Raw genomic sequence first — 18,263 nt, forward strand, 5'->3', positions numbered from 1 at the left:
GGAGGCTGTGGCAGTGCCTTGGCAAGGACCCTCAAGCCGTCAGGATAGGCCGTCGCTTGCAGGCTGCAAAGTCCAACGAGAGCTTCCGCACCCTTACACTATTGACCGGCGCCGGTCTGCTCGGCCGACGCCACCAAGCACACGGCGGAAATCGCTCCCATGGCCCGGCAGAACGCGGCTTCGTCGAAGCGCGGATCCTCGACGATCGTTTGCGGATCGCCGGCAGAGACGGCCCCTGGAAACATGATCGGCAGCGAGGCACCGCCACCATGCGCCACAAAATTGTAAGCCACGATGCTTGCCGTATCGGTCGTCGCACCGACTTCGCTTGGCTGCACCACCAGATTGGCGCCGACATAGGTCAGATCGTAGTTCGCCGAGGCGCCGAGGCTGCCTTGCTCGATGGCGTAAGTCCCGGGTGCGCTCGAGGTGGTCGCGCCGGTTGAAAGCGCGCCGGCGAGTGTGTCGCCGTCAGCCAGGCCGAGCCCGCCGATCGTGTAGGTCAGCGGCGGATTGACCTTTCCCTGCGGCCGGCTCTTGGCATCGGCCGTGATGGTGATCGCACGCTTGGCGACGCTGAAGTCGGCGCCGGCGAAGGTGATGTCGTAGTTCGAATTGTTGGCGTCGGTCAGCGTGCCCTGGCCGATCGCGTAGTCGCCGACATTCTCGCCCGCCGCGCGACCGAGCGTCCCGACCAGCGCAACACCGGTGCCGAGATCGCTATAGGTGTAGCTATAGGACGAAGGATCGGCATTGCCGTAGATCTTGCCCTGGTTGGCATTGGCGGTGACGTTCACCGAGCGTTTGCCGATGTTGAAGGCAGCACCCACAAAGGCGATGTCGTAGTTGGAATTATTGGCGTTGGTCAGCGTGCCCTGGCCGATGGTGTAGCTGGCGACATTCTCACCCGCATCGCGATCGAGAGCACCGACGAGAGCCGCGCCGCTGCCGAGATCGCTATAGGTGTAGCTGTAGGACGACGGATCGGCATTGCCGTAGGTCTTGCCCTGGTTGGGGTCGGCCGTGACCGTCACCGAGCGTTTGCCGACGGTGAGATCGGCGCCGACATAGGTGATCTCGTAATTGCCGTTGTCGAGACTGCCCTGCGTGATGCCGTAATTGCCGACATCCGAGGTTGCCGTGGCTGTCGTCGACAGCGAACCGGCCAGGCTGTCGTTGTTGACCAGATTGCCAGAGGTGACCTGATAGGTCAGCGTCGGATTATCGTCGCCATAGGCTCGGCTCTTCGCGTCGGCGGTCACGGTGATCGCGCGCTTGCCGACGGTGAGGTCTGCGCCGACATAGCTGATCGCGTAATTGCCGTTGTCGAGGCTGCCCTGCGTGATGCCGTAATTGCCGACATCCGAGGTTGCCGTGGCTGTCGTCGACAGCGAACCGGCCAGGCTGTCGTTGTTGACCAGATTGCCCGCGGTGACCTGGTAGGTCAGCGCCGGATTGGCGTCGCCATAGATGCGGCTCTTGGCGTCTGCTGTTACCGTGATCGCGCGTTTACCGACAATGAGGTCGGCGCCGACATAGCTGATTTGGTAGTTGCCGTTACTAAGTGTCCCTTGCGTGATGCTGTAGGTGCCGACGCCGGATGCTTGCGTTGCCGACGTCGCCAGGGAACCACTCAGCACGTCGCTGCCGACCAGGTTGCCTGACGTAACCTGATAGGTCAGCGCCGGGTTGCTATCGCCATAGGCGCGGCTCTTGGCATCGGCTGTGATCGTGACCGCGCGCTTGCCGACGGTGAGGTTGGCGCCGACATAGGTGATGGCGTAGTTGCCGTTGGCGAGCGTACCCTGCGTGATGCCATAACTGCCCACGCTGGATGCCGTCGTGGCAGTTGTCGTCACCGAACCGCTCAAGGAGTCGCTGTTGACCAGACTGCCCGATGTCACTTGGTAGGTGAGCGCCGGGTTGTCGTCGCCATAGGCGCGGCTCTTGCTGTCGGCCGTAACCGTGATGGCGCGCTTTGTCACCGACAGATTGGCGCCGACATAGGTGATGGCATAGTTGGCATCGGCGAGCGTGCCTTGCATGATGCCGTAACTGCCGACGGCGGAAGCCGTCGTGGCCGTTGTCGCCAGCGCGCCGCTGAGGCTGTCGCCGTTGACCAGCGAGCCCGAGGTTACCCGATAGGTCAGCGCCGGATTGTCATCGCCGTAGACGCGGCTCTTGGCATCGGCCGCCACCCAGATCGCGCGCTGCGTCACCGACAGGTTGGCGCCGACATAGCTGATCGCATAGTTGTTGTTGTTGAGTGTGCCTTGAGTGATGGCATAGCTGCCGACGTCGGAGGTCGTTGTCGCCGCCGTCGTCAGTCCCCCGCTCAGATTATCGCCACCGACAAGGCTGCCTGACGTGATCTGATATGTCAGGGACGGATTGCTGTTGCCGTAGATGCGGCTCTTGGCGGCCGCCGTCACGGTGATGGCCCGCTTGGCTATGGCGAAATTGTCGCCGGCATAGGTGATGTCGTAGTTCGAATTGTTGGCGTTGGTCAGCGTGCCCTGCCTGATGGCGTAGGTCCCCACATTCTTGCCGCTCTGGCGGGTGAGACTGCCGACCAAGGCCGTTCCGGCGCCGAGATCTGAGACGGTGTAGGTATATGACGAGGGATCGGCATCGCCATAGATCTTGCCCTGCCCCGGCGTGACCGTCACCGTCACCGCGCGCTTGCCGATGGTAAGCAGGCCCGCGCTGTTGTAGGCGAAGCCGTAGCCGCTCAGAGCCGTAAGGTTGCCGGCACCGACGGTGATTGCATAGGATCCGGCGCCGACCTGTGTGTTGGCTGGTGGATTGACGGAAGTCACGCTTGGCCCGCCGTTGAAGGTCGTCGCCGCGGTATCGCCGAGATAGGCGCCGATAACGCCCGTCTGGTAGCCCGCCACCGAATAGGTCAATGTCGGCAGCGCCGTGTCGCCGTAAGTCTTGGTCGCGTTCTCGGACGTGAAGGTTAGCGTCGGCTGATAGGCGAAGACATAGCGGTCGCCGCCCGCGCTGACCGCGCCGCCGGCGGCTGTATTCCAGATTGCGGTGTTGCCGCTGTCCAGGTTGCCATATGTGTTTCCGGTCGGTCCCGCGGCGTAGACCAGCCAGCGGCCGCTGGTCGCGGTGACGGCGTCGCTGCCGCGATTGTTCACGAACAGGCCCGCGGCCGCCAGAACCGGATTGGCCCCACTGACGGTCCCGTTCGCGGCGATCGTAAGGTCGCCCGTGGTTTGGAGTTTTACCGGACCGGTGGCGTTGACGCCATTTGCGCTAACACCACGGGCGCTGGATGCGCTGCCGACCGTGAGGCTTGCACCGTCGCGCAGATCGACGGAGCCGGCATTGCCGGCGACGCTGCCGATCTGGTTGTCGGCACCGTTGAGCGCGAACGAACCGGTGCCGCTGAGCCATAGCGAACCGGCTGTGATGGCGTTGCCGGTGGCGCCTTGCGTCACGGTGCCGTCGGACGACAGAGCCAGCGTGCCGGTGTCGACCGAAAGCGCCTGATTGAGCGCGAAGGTCGTTGCCGCCGTCTCGATCTGGCGATTAGCAAAAGACAGGCTGCCCACGGAGGCCGATCCGATCGCCGTTGCGTAGGCGCTGTTCAGCGCCGACAGCGACGTGATCGAACCATCGACCTCGTCGAGGCGCCAGTCGCCATAGACGTTGAGATTGGAGATGTTGCCGCCGGAGAGCCCGGCGCGGAACGTCACGCCATTCTTGGCGCCCGAGCTGTTATCCACGTCGTTGTCGGCAACCGTATAGGCGACCACGTTGCCGGAGACCGAGCCATTCGGCAGAACGAGGTAATAGTAGCCGTTCACGCCGGTAGACACCGTGCCAAGCGTGGAGCCGTTGGAGACGACCGTAACCAGACCCGGATTCTTCGTGTAGAAAGGCTGCCCGGTAGCGGAGAGCAGCGGTGTGCCGCCATTGTCCTTATAGGCGATTCCGGAAATTGCCTGGGCGCCGTTGGGATAGAAACTCTTCAGATAAGGATAGAGGCCGCCGGTTCCGCCGCCATAGGCGGCGCTCAGCCCGCTGACACCGCCATTCTGGAAACTGGAAGTGGTGAGACCGACGACATTGACCGAGCCGCCCGTGGTGCCGCCGCCGATCGCGGGCTTGGCCGATGACGAAGTGTTATATGGGCCCGATGTCGATATGTCATAGGCGCCGGTGACGACGCCGTCGTAAAGATTGTTGCCTATAAATGCTCCGACATTCCATCCGCCGCTGACCGCGCCGGTCGAGTAGCTGTCGGTGATCCTGCCACCCTGGCCTACGAACGAGTAACCATAGTTCGCCCCGACGAGACCGCCGGAATTGGCCCCCGCGCTGCCGCCATCGACGGCGCCCATGGCGTAGACGCGATCGATGGCTCCGAAATTGTTGTAGCCCACCGCTCCGCCGGCGCTGTTGCTGTCACGCGCATTGACGGCAACGGTAGAGAAGCTGGCGGACAGCGCGCCACCGTTTTCGCCGATTAGGCCACCCGAGTTGGATCCGTACTCCGTCGTGAACAGCTGACCGGTCGAATAGCTCTGAGTAACCGTGCCGGCATTGAAACCCACAATCCCGCCGAGTGTCTTGAACCCTCGAACCGTCGCATTGGTGACGCCGACATTCTGGACGAGGCCGCCCGCGCCGACATAGCCGAACAGGCCGACATACTGGGCGCTGGGCTGCGTCACCGACAGTTTGTCCACGGTGTGACCAAGCCCGTCGAACGTTCCGGTGAAGCCGTTGCCGCCGTTCTGAACATTGCTGTTGCCGTCGGTGCCCAGCGATATGAAGCCGAGGCCACTGTTCCAGCCGGACGTAGCGCTCGCATCGATGTTCCTGGCCAGCGCATAGCGACCCGTCAGGCCGCTGTTGATTGCCTGCAGGCCATTGACGTCATAGATCAATGTGTAGCTTTGGCCATTGATCGACAGCGCCTGTGATCCCGGCGTGCCGGTGAAGGTCGCGGAAGCCCCCAGCGCGTAGGAGATGGTGCCGCCGGTACCGCCGTTGTTGGTGACCAGCGAGAGCCCGCCGACGCCGCCGATCGTGGCGCTGGCGTTGAAGACGATCGAATGATAGGCGTCGAGCGTCAGCGTGTTGGCGCTCCAGCTGATCGGCGCGGCGACGGTGATGTCGCCGGCCTGCGCGCCGCCGCTTCCAGTCGAGATGGTGACGTTGGCCGTCGCGAGCAGGTTCTGCAGCGTGGCGACATTGATGACGCTGTCATTGGTGTTGGCGCTTATGCTGCCGCCGGTGTTGCCCGCGGCATTGGAGATGGTCACGTTGTAGGGGTCGAGCAGGAGGTCGCCGATGTCGCCCAAGCGGGCGCGCAGGTCGACAGAGCCGGTGAAATCGAGCCGCTGCTTGCCGGAGACCTCCGCGAAGCCGCCATTGCCGCCGTCTTCGCCGCCGCGCGCTGAGCCCTTGCCGTCGAAACTCGTGACTTCGTCGGACCAGACGATGATCGTGCCGCCGTCGCCGGTGCCGGTCGCATTGGCGCTGATCGTCGTATCCTTGTCGATCTCGGTGGTCTCGGCGCGCTGCAACGCGCCAGACCCTTGCTTGTCGCCGCCGATCTTGACCGCGCCGCCGCCATTCTTGCCGGAAGCGTCAACGGTCGCCCCCTTGAGCTTCAGCTTGCGGCCGGTGACCGTGACTTTGCCGCCCTTGCCGCCGGCCTTTGCCGACGCATCGAGCTTGCCCGAAACCTCGACCACGCCTTGGTCGCCACCGAGCACGATCTCGCCGGACTGCCCGGACACGGTGCGCGCCTCGACGAACCCCGACATGTTGACGGCCCGCCGGGCTGCTTCCTTGGCCGCCGCCGCCTTGATCTCGACACGGCCGCCATCGGCGCTGATCACGCCCGAATTGCCGACCAGCGCGCCGGAGCCGTCGGCCTTGGTCGGCACCGCCACCTGGAGGAAACCATCGCCGGAAAGATCGAGCGCCGCCTCCTCGCCGGAGCCCAATCCAACCTTGCCGAGCGGCACGCTGATGGTGCCGGAATTGTCGACGCTGCCGCCGATCAAGGCCGCATAGCCGCCTGAGCCGATCGAGACGGAGCCCTCGTTCGTAACAGCGGCGGAGGTGCCCGTGCCTTTGAACTTGATCTTACCGGCCTTGAAGTCCTCGTCGCTGATATCGAGCGAGGAGCCGACAAAGCCGGCGGCGCTCACCTTGCCGGTCTTCGAAATTGCGATGCCGTTCGGATTGACCAAAAAGACCCGGCCGTTGGCATTGAGCTGGCCGGCGATGGTCGACTTGGTGTTGCCGGTGGCGCGGTTGAGCATCACCGAGGATGAATCCGGTTGATCGATATCGACCCTGGCGCCGGCACCGATGGAAAAACTCTGCCAGTTGACGATGGCCGAATTGGTCGACTGCTTGATTGCAAGCTGCGAGGCCGACGGCTTGGAAATGGTCACGCCGCCGGACGCTACGCTGCCTCCGGTCGGCAGTTCCTGCGCTCGCGCCGACGCGAAGCCGACAAGCGCCGTCGAGGCTAGAAGCAAAGCCGTCAGCGGCAGGTTCACAACGGGAAGAATCGGGAAGGTTTTGCTCATGGCCGGACCTAAAACTGGATGGAGCCGTTCAGTGAAAAACGGTCGCTGTCGGATTGCTGATCGTCGCGGTGCTGGCGCCCCCATTCGAGGGTCAGGCTGGTGTTGGTAGGATCGCTTGCGAAGGCGGTGCCGAGCTTGATCCCAAGCCCGTAGGAGGCACCGACAATGCTGGCTTTCTCGAGCGCCGTCGGCATTTCGAGGCGGATCTCGCCGACAGCCCCGAAGACATAAGGCGAAAGCTGGACCACGCCGCCGGTGAAGGGGAAATACCAGGGTGAGGACAGTTCACCGCGGACCACGTAACCGGAATCGCCCTGCAGTGCGCCGGCATCGAAACTTGACAGGCCGGTTGCGCCGGTAAGGCCGATTTGCTCCGACTGCAGCAGCGGCTTGCCGAACGAGGTCTGCGCACGGGCGAACAGATCGAGCCCGACATGCTCGACAAGCGTCTGGCTATAGCTTGCCGAAACTTCGAGTTTCTGGAACGTCGCGTCGGCGCCCTGGCGCGACAGCGGCAGAAGCGGCGTGGCGTCGGCGGCCATACGCGCGCCGAGGCCATCTATGCCGAAGGAAGCCGTGACGTTGCCGACGAAGACGCCGCCAAGCGGCGTGAACCAGGTGGCGTCGGTGCCGAAGCGGATGATGCGCAGCCGGTCCTCGGCGATCGGCAACGAGATCGGCGTGACGGCGTCGAGATAGTCGTTCTGCGCGTCGAAGGACAATTCGCTGCTTACCGTCAGCGCGCGGCTGCGGATCCAGGGATAGCGCAGGCTTGCAGAATAGCGTTCGAACTCGCTGCCGAAGCCGAGCGAGCCCGCCTCGGCATTCGGATTGGCGCGGGTGCGGCTGGCTTCGAGATTGAGCGTCAGTCCGTCATAGCCGATCGGAAGAACGATGCCGGCGGCATAGTTGCGGTTGCGCGGATCCTCGCTGAACAGGCCTTGGTCGCCGCCACTGGGATATCCGCCGGCCCGCAGATAGACGAGCTCGCCGAGGCCGAGCAGCGAGTTGAAATCGATGCCGACGCCGGTGGACCAACGCTGCAACGAAGGCGACAGCGAATTGCCGACGGTGAGCTGCCCGCCGATCGGCCGGTATTTGCCGTCGATGACAAGCACGCTGGCGCCCTTGGTCGAGCCCACCTTCAGCGTCGAGCGCAGCCTGGCGCCCGGCGTGTCGCCGGCCAGCAGCAGCTTGCGTTCGATCGCGGACAGCTTGATGCTTTTTTTCCCGACCAACGGCGCCAGCGTCGCCTCGACCCTACCCCTTATCCGTTCCGGCAAATTGCCGGTGTCGATCTTTTCGAGGAAGCCGTCGACGACGACGAGCCGCAAGGTCGCGCCGTTGGTCAGTTTCTGCGCCGGCAGCACCACCCGCGCCAACACATAACCGGCGCGCGCGTATTCGGCTTCCAGCTGCTGCGCCGCGGCGAATATCTCCGCCGCCGTGACGGTACGGCGGGAAATCCCAGCGGTGACCTTGCGCGTCGCATCCGCCATCTCGGCGAGGCCGCCCTCGATATGCACCCCGGCCAGCTTGACCTTCAGCTTTTCGGCGCCGGGAGGTGCCTCCAGCCCCTCGCTCTCGGGGATGGAGACACCTGCCGTGTCCGGCCCGGGTGGAGGCCGAAAGGTGGGCGGGGTGATCTGGCTTGCGGTCTGGGCGAAAGCGCTGGCCGAAAGCCAGAGGCAGGCCGAAGCAGCGGCAAGCGCCATCTTGATGCAGCGGCCGACACGCCATCCGGCGGCGCCAGGCCGGGGCTGGGCACCATGTCGGATGTCGCGGTTTTCATCGGCGTGCAGGCCGGTTCCACCTATATGGCTCACGCAGTCACTCTTGATCTGGGACGAAAGATCCGGACGCAAAGCGTTGCCACCGCCGATGCCGCGCATCGGGCGCCAGACCCTGTCCTTGTTTCTTCTTTTTCCCGGGAAAGCGCTCCCCGCAGCCCCGATGGCGCGAACCCTATGCCTGCCCGGCGGGGCTCGTCAATTCAACCCAGGGCTGCGGACCGGACTATTATTGGGACGGGTTTCCCGGAGCCGATGCAAATAGTTAGCCAGGAATGCACCGCTTGATCGGTTTTGAGCGGCCGTTGTTCCAATGGGCAACTGGACACGACCGGCGAAGACTGGGAATCTTCATTTGTCGTTGCTTGGAATCGCATGGAGTGCCGCAGGAAATGCCGCTGAGTGCCGCAGAGATCGCCCGTCATCCGGCAGCGCTTCGCGGTGTCCAGGAACAGGCTAAGGCGCTCATCCATATTTATGAGACAAGTCCGCGGCTGGCTGCCGTGTTTGCCACACAGCAGCGCTGGCTGCTCGCTCATGTCGGCCTGGCTCTGAATTTCCGGCGCGATCCCAACGACCGCCGCACCGAAATGACGGTGGCGCGTTTCATCGAGATCGTGCGCCGCCATTCCGTGGCCAGCCGCAACACCGCCGAGGCCTTCGTCAAGGAGATGCTGCACTACGACATCGCCGAATATATTTCGGCCAGCGGCGACGGCCGCGCCCACCCGTTGCGGGTCACGGCGGGCACCATAGAGACCTTCACCGGCTGGATTTACGCGCATCTGAGGACGCTCGACCACATAGACGGCGGAACCCGGCTGGCAGCCTTCCTCGATCGGCCCGAAATGTTGCCTGTATTGCAGCCGCTGATCGCCGACGGATTGCTGGCCAGTGAGGGCGTGCGGGAGCCTGGGCAGACTTTTTCATTGTTTATCTGGCTAAACAACGGCGGCATCGTCATGGACTGGCTGATGTCCGGCATCGATCCTGAGGACGTCCATCTCGACAGGATACCGACCGGCGTCATTTCGGTCAGTGAATTCGCCCACTGGCTGAAGCTCTCACGCACCCATCTGGCGCGGAAGCTCCATGATGCCGAGGCGCTCGGCAACATCGGCTGGGTCGGCCAGCGCGGCCATTCCGTGATGTGGGTTTCGCGGCAGTTCTTCGACGAGTACATGGCCGTCCAGGCAACCAAGCTCGCGGTCGTCGACGAGGCCTTCGAAGCCTGCATCTCAGCTCTGAAAGATCGCTGACCGCCCAAAGCTCGGCGCGGCGTTGCGCAAAACCGGCACCCGCGCTGGCCGGTGCGGGCCGAAAATGCTATCCGCAACCTGCGAGCATACAGCATCTTTGGGTGGAAGCTGGGAGGGGGAGTTGACCTACGAAGACATTGCCGGTCACCCGGCATTGCACGCTTGCGTGCGTGCGCAAGCCCTGGCGATGCAGCAGGCCTATGAAGGCAACCCGCGGGCATCCTCCGTCTTTGCCACCCAGCAACGCTGGCTGATGGCCCATATCGGTCTCGCCCTGCATTTCCGCAGGGACCCCAGCGACTACCGAAAGGAACTGACGGCGGCGCGTTTTGTCGACGTCACCGTTCAGCACGCGGTGGCAAGCCGGAACACGGCTCATGCCTTCATCAAGGAAATGCAGCACTATAATTTCATCGAGGTCGGCCCGGCGGGCGACGACGGCCGCATTCGACCCCTGCAACTGCCCGGCATGACCTTGGAGCCGTTGATCGGCTGGATTCATATCCATCTGAGCACGCTTGACGCTCTGGACGGCGCGAACCGGCTGGAGACGTTTCAGGCAAGGCCGCAAATGCTGGCCAAGTTGCAGCCGCTGATCGCGGACGGCCTGATTTCCTCTGTACCGGTGCGCGAGCCGCAACAGACTTTTTCGCTGTTCACCTGGCTCAACAATGGCGGCGTCGTCATGGACTGGCTGATCTCTGGCGTCGACCCCGAAAATGCCGGCCAGGAGCGTATCCCGACCGGCGTCCTCTCGATCGGCGACTTCGCCCGGTGGCTGAAGCTGTCGCGCACCCATCTCGCGCGCAAACTGCGCGACGCCGAGGCGCTCGGCAGCGTCGGCTGGCTCGGGCGGCGCGGCCACTCCGTGATGTGGATCTCGAACGAATTTTACGGCGAATACGTCGCTGCGCAGGCGGTCAAGCTCGCCATCATCGACGCCGCCTTCGCCGCCAGCATAAAGCAAGCGACCGACTGAGCGTTTGCGCCTTTCTATCCGGCCTTCAGGATAGCGGAAAACCGGGGATCGAAGGCCCGGCTGATCGGCTCGGCCGCGGCGCCCACGGCAATCGCCCAAGGATCCGTGGTGCCGAGTTGCAGGCGCGGCAGGCGTCGCGCCGGACGATCCGCGATCGACGGCAGCAGCGGATGCATGGCCTGGACCAGAAGCCGGGCCAGCGCCTCGGGCGCGCTGCTGGTGAGGATGACGGTTTGCGGATCGAAGATCGTTTCGATCAGATGCACGCTCCAACGCAGGTCGGACGCGGCTCTTTCGACCCAGCCCATGACCCTCGGATCTTGCGCGAGCGCCAGCGCGCCGAGCTTCTCGTAGAGGCCCCTCTCGGCGGGGTCGAGACCGAGATGCTGGTAGAGCGAGGCGAGCGAGGCGCGGTGCTCCAACGGCGTCGAACCGGGACCGGCCGGCGACAGCAGCGCCCGGCCGATCTCGCCGGCATTGCCGTTGCCGCCATTGTAGAGCTCGCCGTTGAGGATCAGCCCGGCGGCTATGCCGTAACCGATATAAAGGCAAACGGCGTGATCCACGCCATGCGCGGCGCCAACGATCCGCTCCGCCGTTGCACAGGCCGCCGCGTCATTCTGCAGCCCGACATTCAGTCCGGTGCCGGCAGCAAGCGTCTCGAGCAACGGGAATTGCTGCCAGGCGGGCATCATCCATTTGTCGTCGGCTTCCTTTAGGCCGAACGGCCCCGGCATGGCGACGCCAAGGCCGACCAACCGCCGTTCGGACTGCGCGGAAATGCCGGCCAGCTCGCGCCTGACATCCGCGACAAGGCCAAGGATGGTCTGGACACCCGGAGACGGTTCATCGAGCGGCAAGTTGGCCTCGGCGCGTGCCATCACCCTGCCGATAAGATCGACCACCACCACCCGAGCCAAATGCCGGTCGATCTGCAGCCCGATGGCGAAGGCTCCCTCGGGCACCAGCCGGTAGGGCGTGAAAGGCTGCCCCCTGCCCTTGCGCACCGCATCCAGCGCCACGACCAGGCCATCCTGCTCGAGATCCTCGATGATGTTGGAAACCGCCTGCTTGGTAAGCTGCGTCGCCCGCGCCAGGTCGGCGCGCGAGAGCGCGCCGTTGAGCCGCAGCGCCTCGATCATGACGCGGCGGTTATGCGCGCTCGTGCCTTCCTGGTTGGTGCCGCTTTTGGCACGGATCGGCCTGATGTCGTGCACTGTCGTTTCCCCTCTTGACTCCATTAAAGGATTGATCGACTAATTAAGTCAAGCGAATTGACTTAATAGGTGAAACCCGGGCGGTTCAACAAGAAGACGGCCAAGGCCTCGAGCCCTCGCCGCACGCCGTTCGGGACAGATCCGGTCACACGCGAGGCGAATTCGAGGAAGCGGCACAGCCTTTGCCGCGCACTCGCAGCTGTCGAAAATGGGAGAAGACAAATGCTGAAATCGATCGGTAAGACACTTCTGGGCGCGGTGTTCGTTGGCGGACTGTTCGTCCCCCACGCCTTCGCTGAAACGACCTTGAACGCGCTCTTCATGGCGCAAGCCGCCTATAGCGAGGCCGACGTGCGCTCGATGACTGAGGCCTTCACCAAGGCCAATCCGGACATCAAGGTCAATCTCGAATTCGTTCCCTATGAAGGCCTGCACGACAAGACCGTGCTCGCGCAAGGGTCCGGCGGCGGTTACGACGTGGTGCTGTTCGACGTCATCTGGCCGGCCGAATATGCGACCAACAAGGTGCTGGTCGACGTCACGTCCAAGATCACCGACGACATGAAGAAGGGCGTGCTGCCCGGCGCCTGGACCACCGTCCAATACGACGGCAAATACTACGGCATGCCGTGGATCCTCGACACCAAATACCTGTTCTACAACAAGGAAATCCTGGAGAAGGCCGGCATCAAGGCGCCCCCGAAGACCTGGGAAGAACTCGGCCAGCAGGCCAAGATCATCCAGGACAAGGGATTGCTGAAGACGCCGATCGCCTGGAGCTGGTCGCAGGCCGAAGCCGCCGTCTGCGACTACACCACGCTGGTCAGCGCCTATGGCGGCGACTTCCTCAAGGACGGCAAGCCGGACTTCCAGAACGGTGGCGGCGTCTCGGCGCTGAAATACATGGTCGACAGCTACAAGTCGGGCCTGACCAATCCGAACTCCAAGGAATTCCTGGAAGAAGACGTCCGCAAGGTGTTCGAGAACGGCGATGCCGCTTTCGCGTTGAACTGGACCTATATGTACAATATGGCCAACGATCCGAAGGACTCGAAGGTCGCGGGCAAGGTCGGCGTCGTGCCGGCGCCGGGCGTTGCCGGCACCAGCGAGGTCTCGGCCGTCAACGGCTCGATGGGCCTTGGCGTCACGGCGGTGTCGAAGCATCAGGACGAAGCCTGGAAATACATCGAGTTCATGACCTCGCAGGCGACGCAGAACCAGTATGCCAAGCTCTCGCTGCCGATCTGGGCTTCGTCCTATGACGATCCGGCCGTCACCAAGGGCCAGGAAGAACTGATTGCCGCCGCCAAGCTTGGCCTCGCCGCGATGTATCCGCGCCCGACCACGCCGAAATATCAGCAGTTGTCGACGGCGCTGCAGCAGGCGATCCAGGAATCGCTGCTTGGCCAGACGACACCGGAAGCCGCGCTCAAGACCGCGGCCGGAAACAGCGGCCTCTGATCCGGCGTTCCACGACGTGCGGGCGGCCTCATACACGAGCGCCGCCCGTGCTATTTCTGATCGGATGAAGGAAGAGAGGCGCCTCGCATGTCAGGCACCTGGATGACGACTCGCGCGTGGCTGTTGATGCTGCCGCTTCTGGTGATCATGGTCGCCGTCATCGGCTGGCCATTGGTCGATACCGTCAGGCTCTCCTTCACCGACGCCCAACTGGTCGGCACCGCGGGCAATTATGTCGGCTTCGACAATTACACCAAGATGCTGACGAGCTCGAATTTCACCCGCACGCTCGCGACCACCACCTGGTTCGCGGTCATCTCGGTCGCCGCCGAGATGGTGATCGGCGTGCTTGCGGCACTTTTGCTCAACCAGGAATTCCGCGGCCGCGCTATCTTGCGCGGGCTGATGATCCTGCCCTGGGCGCTGCCTACCGTCGTCAACGCGACGCTCTGGCGGTTGATCTACAATCCCGAATATGGCGCGCTGAACGCAGCGCTGACGCAGCTCCATCTCATCGACGACTATCGCTCCTGGCTGGGTGAGCCGGGAACCGCTCTTGCCGCGCTGATCGTGGCCGACTGCTGGAAGAATTTTCCGCTGGTGGCGCTGATCGCGCTCGCCGCCCTGCAGGCGGTGCCGCGCGACATCACCGCCGCGGCACTTGTCGACGGCGCCGGCCCCTTCGCCCGCTTCCGCTTTGTCATCCTGCCCTATCTCGCCGGCCCGCTGATGGTGGCGCTCGTTCTGCGCACCATCGAGGCCTTCAAGGTCTTCGACATCATCTGGGTGATGACCCGCGGCGGCCCGGCCAACAGCACGCGCTCGCTGTCGATCCTCGTCTACCAGGAGGCCTTCTCTTTCCAGCGCGCCGGCTCCGGCGCCTCGCTGGCGTTGATCGTCACCTTGCTCGTCACCGTGCTCGCCGTCACCTATGCGACACTGGTCCGCAAGACCGCCGGGAGCGCGGCCTGATGGAGCGCAAGAGCCCGGTCTTCACCGCTTTCATCTATGTCTGCGCCATCCTGCTTGCCGCCGTGATCCTGGCCCCGCTCGCTTGGCTCTTCGTCATGAGCATATCGCCGGCGGCCGATCTCGCCGCCAAGCCGCTGCGCTGGTGGCCGCAGGCGGCCGACTTCTCGCGTTACGCGCAGCTTCTGTCGACGGCCGAAAACAGCGCCGGCGCCGCCTTTACCGCATCGCTGCGCAACAGCCTGGAAGTCGCCGGCATGGCAACGCTTGCCGCGATCGTACTTGCCGTGCCCGCGGGCTGGGCCGTTTCGCGCACGCCTTCGGTGGGCTGGTCGCTGTCGATGGTGATCGCCACCTACATGCTGCCGCCTGTGGCGCTCTCCGTGCCGCTCTATATGGGCCTGTCCTATCTCGGCCTTCTCAACAACGTCTTCGGCCTGGCGCTGATCTATCTGACGATCCTGGCGCCCTTCACCACCTGGCTGATGAAATCCGGCTTCGATTCCATTCCGCGCGAGATCGAGGCCGCGGCGATGATCGACGGGGCGGGACTGCTCCAGACCTGGCGCATCATCACCTTGCCGCTGGCGGCACCCGTGGTGGCGACATCGGCGCTGTTTGCCGTGCTGCTTGCCTGGGACGAGTTCTTCTACGCCTTGCTCTTCACCTCGGATCAGCGGGCAAAGACGCTGACTGTCGCCATCGCCGATCTCGCCGGCGGCCGCGTCTCCGACTACGGACTGATCGCCACCGCTGGCGTGCTTGCGGCCTTGCCGCCAGTGCTGATCGGCCTTGTCATGCAACGCGCGCTGATCTCGGGCCTCACCAGCGGCGGTGTGAAAGGATAATAATGACTGCACAAAAGAAACGCCCGGCAGGGCTTGTCGCGATCGACCGCGAGATGGCGCGCCAGCATGAGGATGCGCTTGCCTCCTTCGAGAACAATCAGGAGGTAGCCGCCAAGGTCGCCGCCTCGATCAGGCGCAACGGCAGGCTCGTCCTGCTCGGCATGGGCGCCTCGCATGCCGTCGCCCGTGCCGTCGAGCCGCTCTATCGCGCGCACGGCATCGATGCCATCGCGCTGCCGCTGTCGGAACAGCTCGGCCAGCCGCTGCAGCTTGCCGGCAGGACGGTGATCGTCACCTCGCAGTCGGGCGAAAGCGCCGAGGTGTTGCGCTGGTTTGCCGAGACTGGTGATCGCACCGAAACCTTCGGCCTGACGCTGGAAGTTGGCTCGTTCCTTGGCCGTACAGTGCCTTGCCTCGTCGGCGCCGGCGGCACCGAGCTCGCCTTTGCCGCGACCCGCAGCCTGACCGTGACCTTCGCCCTGCATCTCGCCATCCTGGCCGCGTTCGGCGAGGATCCCGCCGCCGCCCTTGCCGCGCTTAAAGAGCCGGAGACGGTTGCGATCGATGCGGCGCTTGCAGCACTCGGCAATGTGGCGACCGTGGTCACGTCGGGCCGCAGCCTTCAAGGTGTGGCCGAAGCATTGGCACTCGGCCTCGCCGAACTGTCGCGCCTGCCTTGCTATTCCCTCGAAGGCGGCCAGCTTCGCCATGGGCCGATGGAGATGCTCGGCGAAAAAATCGGCATCATCCTCTTCCGCGGCAAGGATTCGACCGCCGATCTCGTTACCGCCATGGCCCTGTCCGTCGTCGAAGCCGGCGCGCCGCTGATCGTCTTCGACGCTTCTGGCATGCCGCCGGTCGCGGGCGCCGTCACATTGAGGTTCAAGCCTGCCTCCGGGCTGGCGGCGGTCTTTGCCATGCTGCCGGTGGCGCAGCGCCTGATGATCGCCTTCGCCGATGCCCGCGTCGAGAACGCCGGAACGCCGGTGCGCACCACCAAGATCACGCGGAGCGAATGATGCGGCCGCTCGCGGTGATCGGCAACGTCAATGTCGACCTGATCGTCGGCCCGGTCGCGCCTTGGCCGAAGGCAGGCACCGAGACCGTCGTCGACCACGATGACCTGCGGGTCGGCGGCCAGGCCGGCAACACGGCTCTCGCCTGGCAGGCGCTGGGCATCGATTTCGAGATCGCCGCCAATCTTGGTGACGACCAGTTCGGCCGCTGGCTGCGCGAGGCGTTCGGACACCGCGCGCAAAAATGGCCGGTTCGTCCCGAAGGCACGACGCTGTCGGTCGGCATGACCCATCCCGATGGCGAGCGCACCTTCTTCACCACACGCGGCCACCTGCCCCGCTTCAGCCTGGGCGACGTGCTCTCCGTGCTCGATGGGAAACGGCTTTCCGGCGGCTATGCGCTGCTCTGCGGCTCTTTCCTCACCGACGACCTGACGCGCGATTACGACGCTTTCTTCGACTGGGCCGAAGCACACGGCATCGCCGTCGCGCTCGACACCGGCTGGCCGATCGACGGCTGGACGCACGCGAACTGCACCGCGGCGCGCGGCTGGCTGTCGCGCTGCGAACTGGCCCTGTTCAATGAGGTCGAGACGACGACGCTGGCCGGCCTGGCAAACCCGGCAGAAGCGGCGCGCAAGATCCGCGGCGGCATGCGGGACGGCGCGACGGTCGTCGTCAAGCGCGGACCGGACGGCGCGATTGCCATCGGCGCGGACGGCGAGCTCATTGAAGCGGCGGCACCGCTTGTCACGGTCGTCGACACGATCGGCGCCGGCGATGTCTTCAACGCCGCTTTCCTGGCCGCACTGGCACAGGGGCGACCGCTGGAGAAATGCCTGTCCGCCGCCATACGGGTGGCCTCGCGCGCCATCTCAACCCTGCCCCGCGACTATGGCGGGCCGATCCAATTCGAGGATGCCGTCCATGAGCGCGCTTGAAATCCGCGACGTCCGCAAGAATTACGGCAGCATCGAGACGCTGAAAGGCATCGATATCGCGCTCGAAAACGGCGAGTTCCTGGTGCTGCTCGGCTCCTCGGGCTGCGGCAAGTCCACCCTGCTCAACATCATCGCGGGTCTCGCCGAGGCAACGAGCGGCGACGTGCTGATCGGCGGCCGGTCGGTGCTTGGCGTGCATCCGAAGAACCGCGACATCGCCATGGTCTTCCAGTCCTACGCGCTCTATCCGAACCTGACCGTGAGCCGCAACATTGGCTTCGGCCTGGAAATGCGCAAGGTTCCCGCCGCCGAGCGCGACAAGGCGGTGAACGAAGCGGCGAGGCTCCTGCAGATAGAGAGCCTGCTTGACCGCAAGCCCGGCCAGTTGTCAGGCGGCCAGCGCCAGCGCGTCGCCATCGGCCGGGCGCTGGTTCGCAAGCCGCAGGTCTTCCTGTTCGACGAGCCGCTCTCCAATCTCGATGCCAAGCTGCGCCTCGAAATGCGCACCGAGTTGAAGCGCCTGCACGAGATGCTGCGCACCACGGTCGTCTACGTAACGCACGACCAGATCGAGGCGATGACGTTGGCGACCCGCATCGCCGTCATGCGCGACGGCCGCATCGAACAACTCGGCACGCCGCAGGAGATCTACAACCATCCAGCGACGCTCTATGTGGCGGGCTTCGTCGGCGCGCCGGCGATGAACATGCTGGAAGCGGTTGTCGAGGACTGCAAGCTCGCGATCGCCGGCACGGATGCGCGTCTGGCGCTGCCGGCGCGCTACGCGAGCGTGGCCCGTAACGGGGCAAAAATTGTCGTTGGCATCAGGCCCGAAGCGCTTCGCCTTGGACCGGGCAGCGGCACCGATTTGTCGCTGCCGGTCGAGATCGACGTCGTCGAGCTGACTGGTCCCGAACAAGTCACCACCGCTCGGGTCGGAGCGCAAGGACTGACGGCGACCTTGCCGCCGCAAGCCCGCGTCGCCAAAGGCCAGCCATGCGCGTTTGTCTTCGACGCGGACGCGCTTCGCCTGTTCGATCCCGTGACCGGCAAGGCTTTCTAATGCGTGTCGCCCAGAAGTGTACTCGGTTCTGGGACAACGACATGCATAAAAACAAGGACTTAACAGGCTGCTGCAAAAGTCGTGCACCGACTGCCAAGCAAGTCGGAATTGGAGTCCAAACGAGAATCGAAAAGCGAACAAAACAGAATCA

Annotated in this window: 11 protein-coding genes; 8 read left to right on the plus strand and 3 right to left on the minus strand. The window is 64.3% G+C overall.

Going from position 1 to position 18,263, the window contains the following annotated elements; all coding sequences use genetic code 11:
• Window positions 1-98 precede the first annotated feature (98 nt).
• Both ACWGS9_RS19690 and ACWGS9_RS19695 read right to left on the minus strand, forming a co-directional pair.
• Window positions 99-6,569, minus strand: coding sequence for an MBG domain-containing protein (locus tag ACWGS9_RS19690; protein ID WP_454506799.1), 6,471 nt, complete (start codon window positions 6,567-6,569; stop codon window positions 99-101).
• An 8-nt stretch (window positions 6,570-6,577) separates the two neighbouring features.
• Window positions 6,578-8,395: a ShlB/FhaC/HecB family hemolysin secretion/activation protein gene (locus tag ACWGS9_RS19695; RefSeq protein WP_454506800.1), complete on the minus strand. Its 1,818-nt coding sequence runs from the start codon at window positions 8,393-8,395 to the stop codon at window positions 6,578-6,580.
• A gap of 356 nt (window positions 8,396-8,751) precedes the next feature.
• On the opposite strand from ACWGS9_RS19695, the gene ACWGS9_RS19700 reads away from it, so the two are divergent.
• Together ACWGS9_RS19700 and ACWGS9_RS19705 are read left to right on the plus strand one after the other, a co-directional pair.
• Window positions 8,752-9,618 (plus strand): hypothetical protein, encoded by an 867-nt coding sequence (locus ACWGS9_RS19700; protein ID WP_454506801.1) that lies wholly within the window; start codon window positions 8,752-8,754, stop codon window positions 9,616-9,618.
• 64 nt (window positions 9,619-9,682) lie between these two features.
• Window positions 9,683-10,597 (plus strand): hypothetical protein, encoded by a 915-nt coding sequence (locus ACWGS9_RS19705; protein WP_454506816.1) that lies wholly within the window; start codon window positions 9,683-9,685, stop codon window positions 10,595-10,597.
• A gap of 14 nt (window positions 10,598-10,611) precedes the next feature.
• Here ACWGS9_RS19705 and ACWGS9_RS19710 read toward each other — a convergent pair whose 3' ends face one another.
• Window positions 10,612-11,814, minus strand: coding sequence for an ROK family transcriptional regulator (locus ACWGS9_RS19710; protein WP_454506802.1), 1,203 nt, complete (start codon window positions 11,812-11,814; stop codon window positions 10,612-10,614).
• Window positions 11,815-12,036: 222 nt separating this feature from the next.
• On the opposite strand from ACWGS9_RS19710, the gene ACWGS9_RS19715 reads away from it, so the two are divergent.
• The 6 genes from ACWGS9_RS19715 to ACWGS9_RS19740 all read left to right on the plus strand — a co-directional run bounded on the left by ACWGS9_RS19715 (window position 12,037) and on the right by ACWGS9_RS19740 (window position 18,112).
• Window positions 12,037-13,275 carry an extracellular solute-binding protein gene (locus ACWGS9_RS19715; protein ID WP_454506803.1) on the plus strand — a complete coding sequence of 413 codons (1,239 nt, stop codon included), beginning with the start codon at window positions 12,037-12,039 and terminating at the stop codon, window positions 13,273-13,275.
• Window positions 13,276-13,362: 87 nt separating this feature from the next.
• Window positions 13,363-14,247, plus strand: coding sequence for a carbohydrate ABC transporter permease (locus tag ACWGS9_RS19720; protein WP_454506804.1), 885 nt, complete (start codon window positions 13,363-13,365; stop codon window positions 14,245-14,247).
• On the plus strand, window positions 14,247-15,092 hold the full coding sequence (locus tag ACWGS9_RS19725) for a carbohydrate ABC transporter permease (protein ID WP_140645641.1): 846 nt from the start codon (window positions 14,247-14,249) through the stop codon (window positions 15,090-15,092). The genes ACWGS9_RS19720 and ACWGS9_RS19725 overlap by 1 nt, the downstream gene beginning before the upstream one ends.
• 2 nt (window positions 15,093-15,094) lie before the next feature.
• Entirely contained in the window at window positions 15,095-16,111 is a 1,017-nt protein-coding gene (locus ACWGS9_RS19730; RefSeq protein ID WP_454506805.1) for an SIS domain-containing protein, read from the plus strand.
• On the plus strand, window positions 16,111-17,049 hold the full coding sequence (locus tag ACWGS9_RS19735; protein WP_454506817.1) for a PfkB family carbohydrate kinase: 939 nt from the start codon (window positions 16,111-16,113) through the stop codon (window positions 17,047-17,049). The genes ACWGS9_RS19730 and ACWGS9_RS19735 overlap by 1 nt, the downstream gene beginning before the upstream one ends.
• Window positions 17,036-18,112, plus strand: coding sequence for an ABC transporter ATP-binding protein (locus ACWGS9_RS19740; protein ID WP_454506806.1), 1,077 nt, complete (start codon window positions 17,036-17,038; stop codon window positions 18,110-18,112). The genes ACWGS9_RS19735 and ACWGS9_RS19740 overlap by 14 nt, the downstream gene beginning before the upstream one ends.
• Window positions 18,113-18,263 lie beyond the last annotated feature (151 nt).

The organism is Mesorhizobium sp. Arg314 (assembly GCF_053714275.1).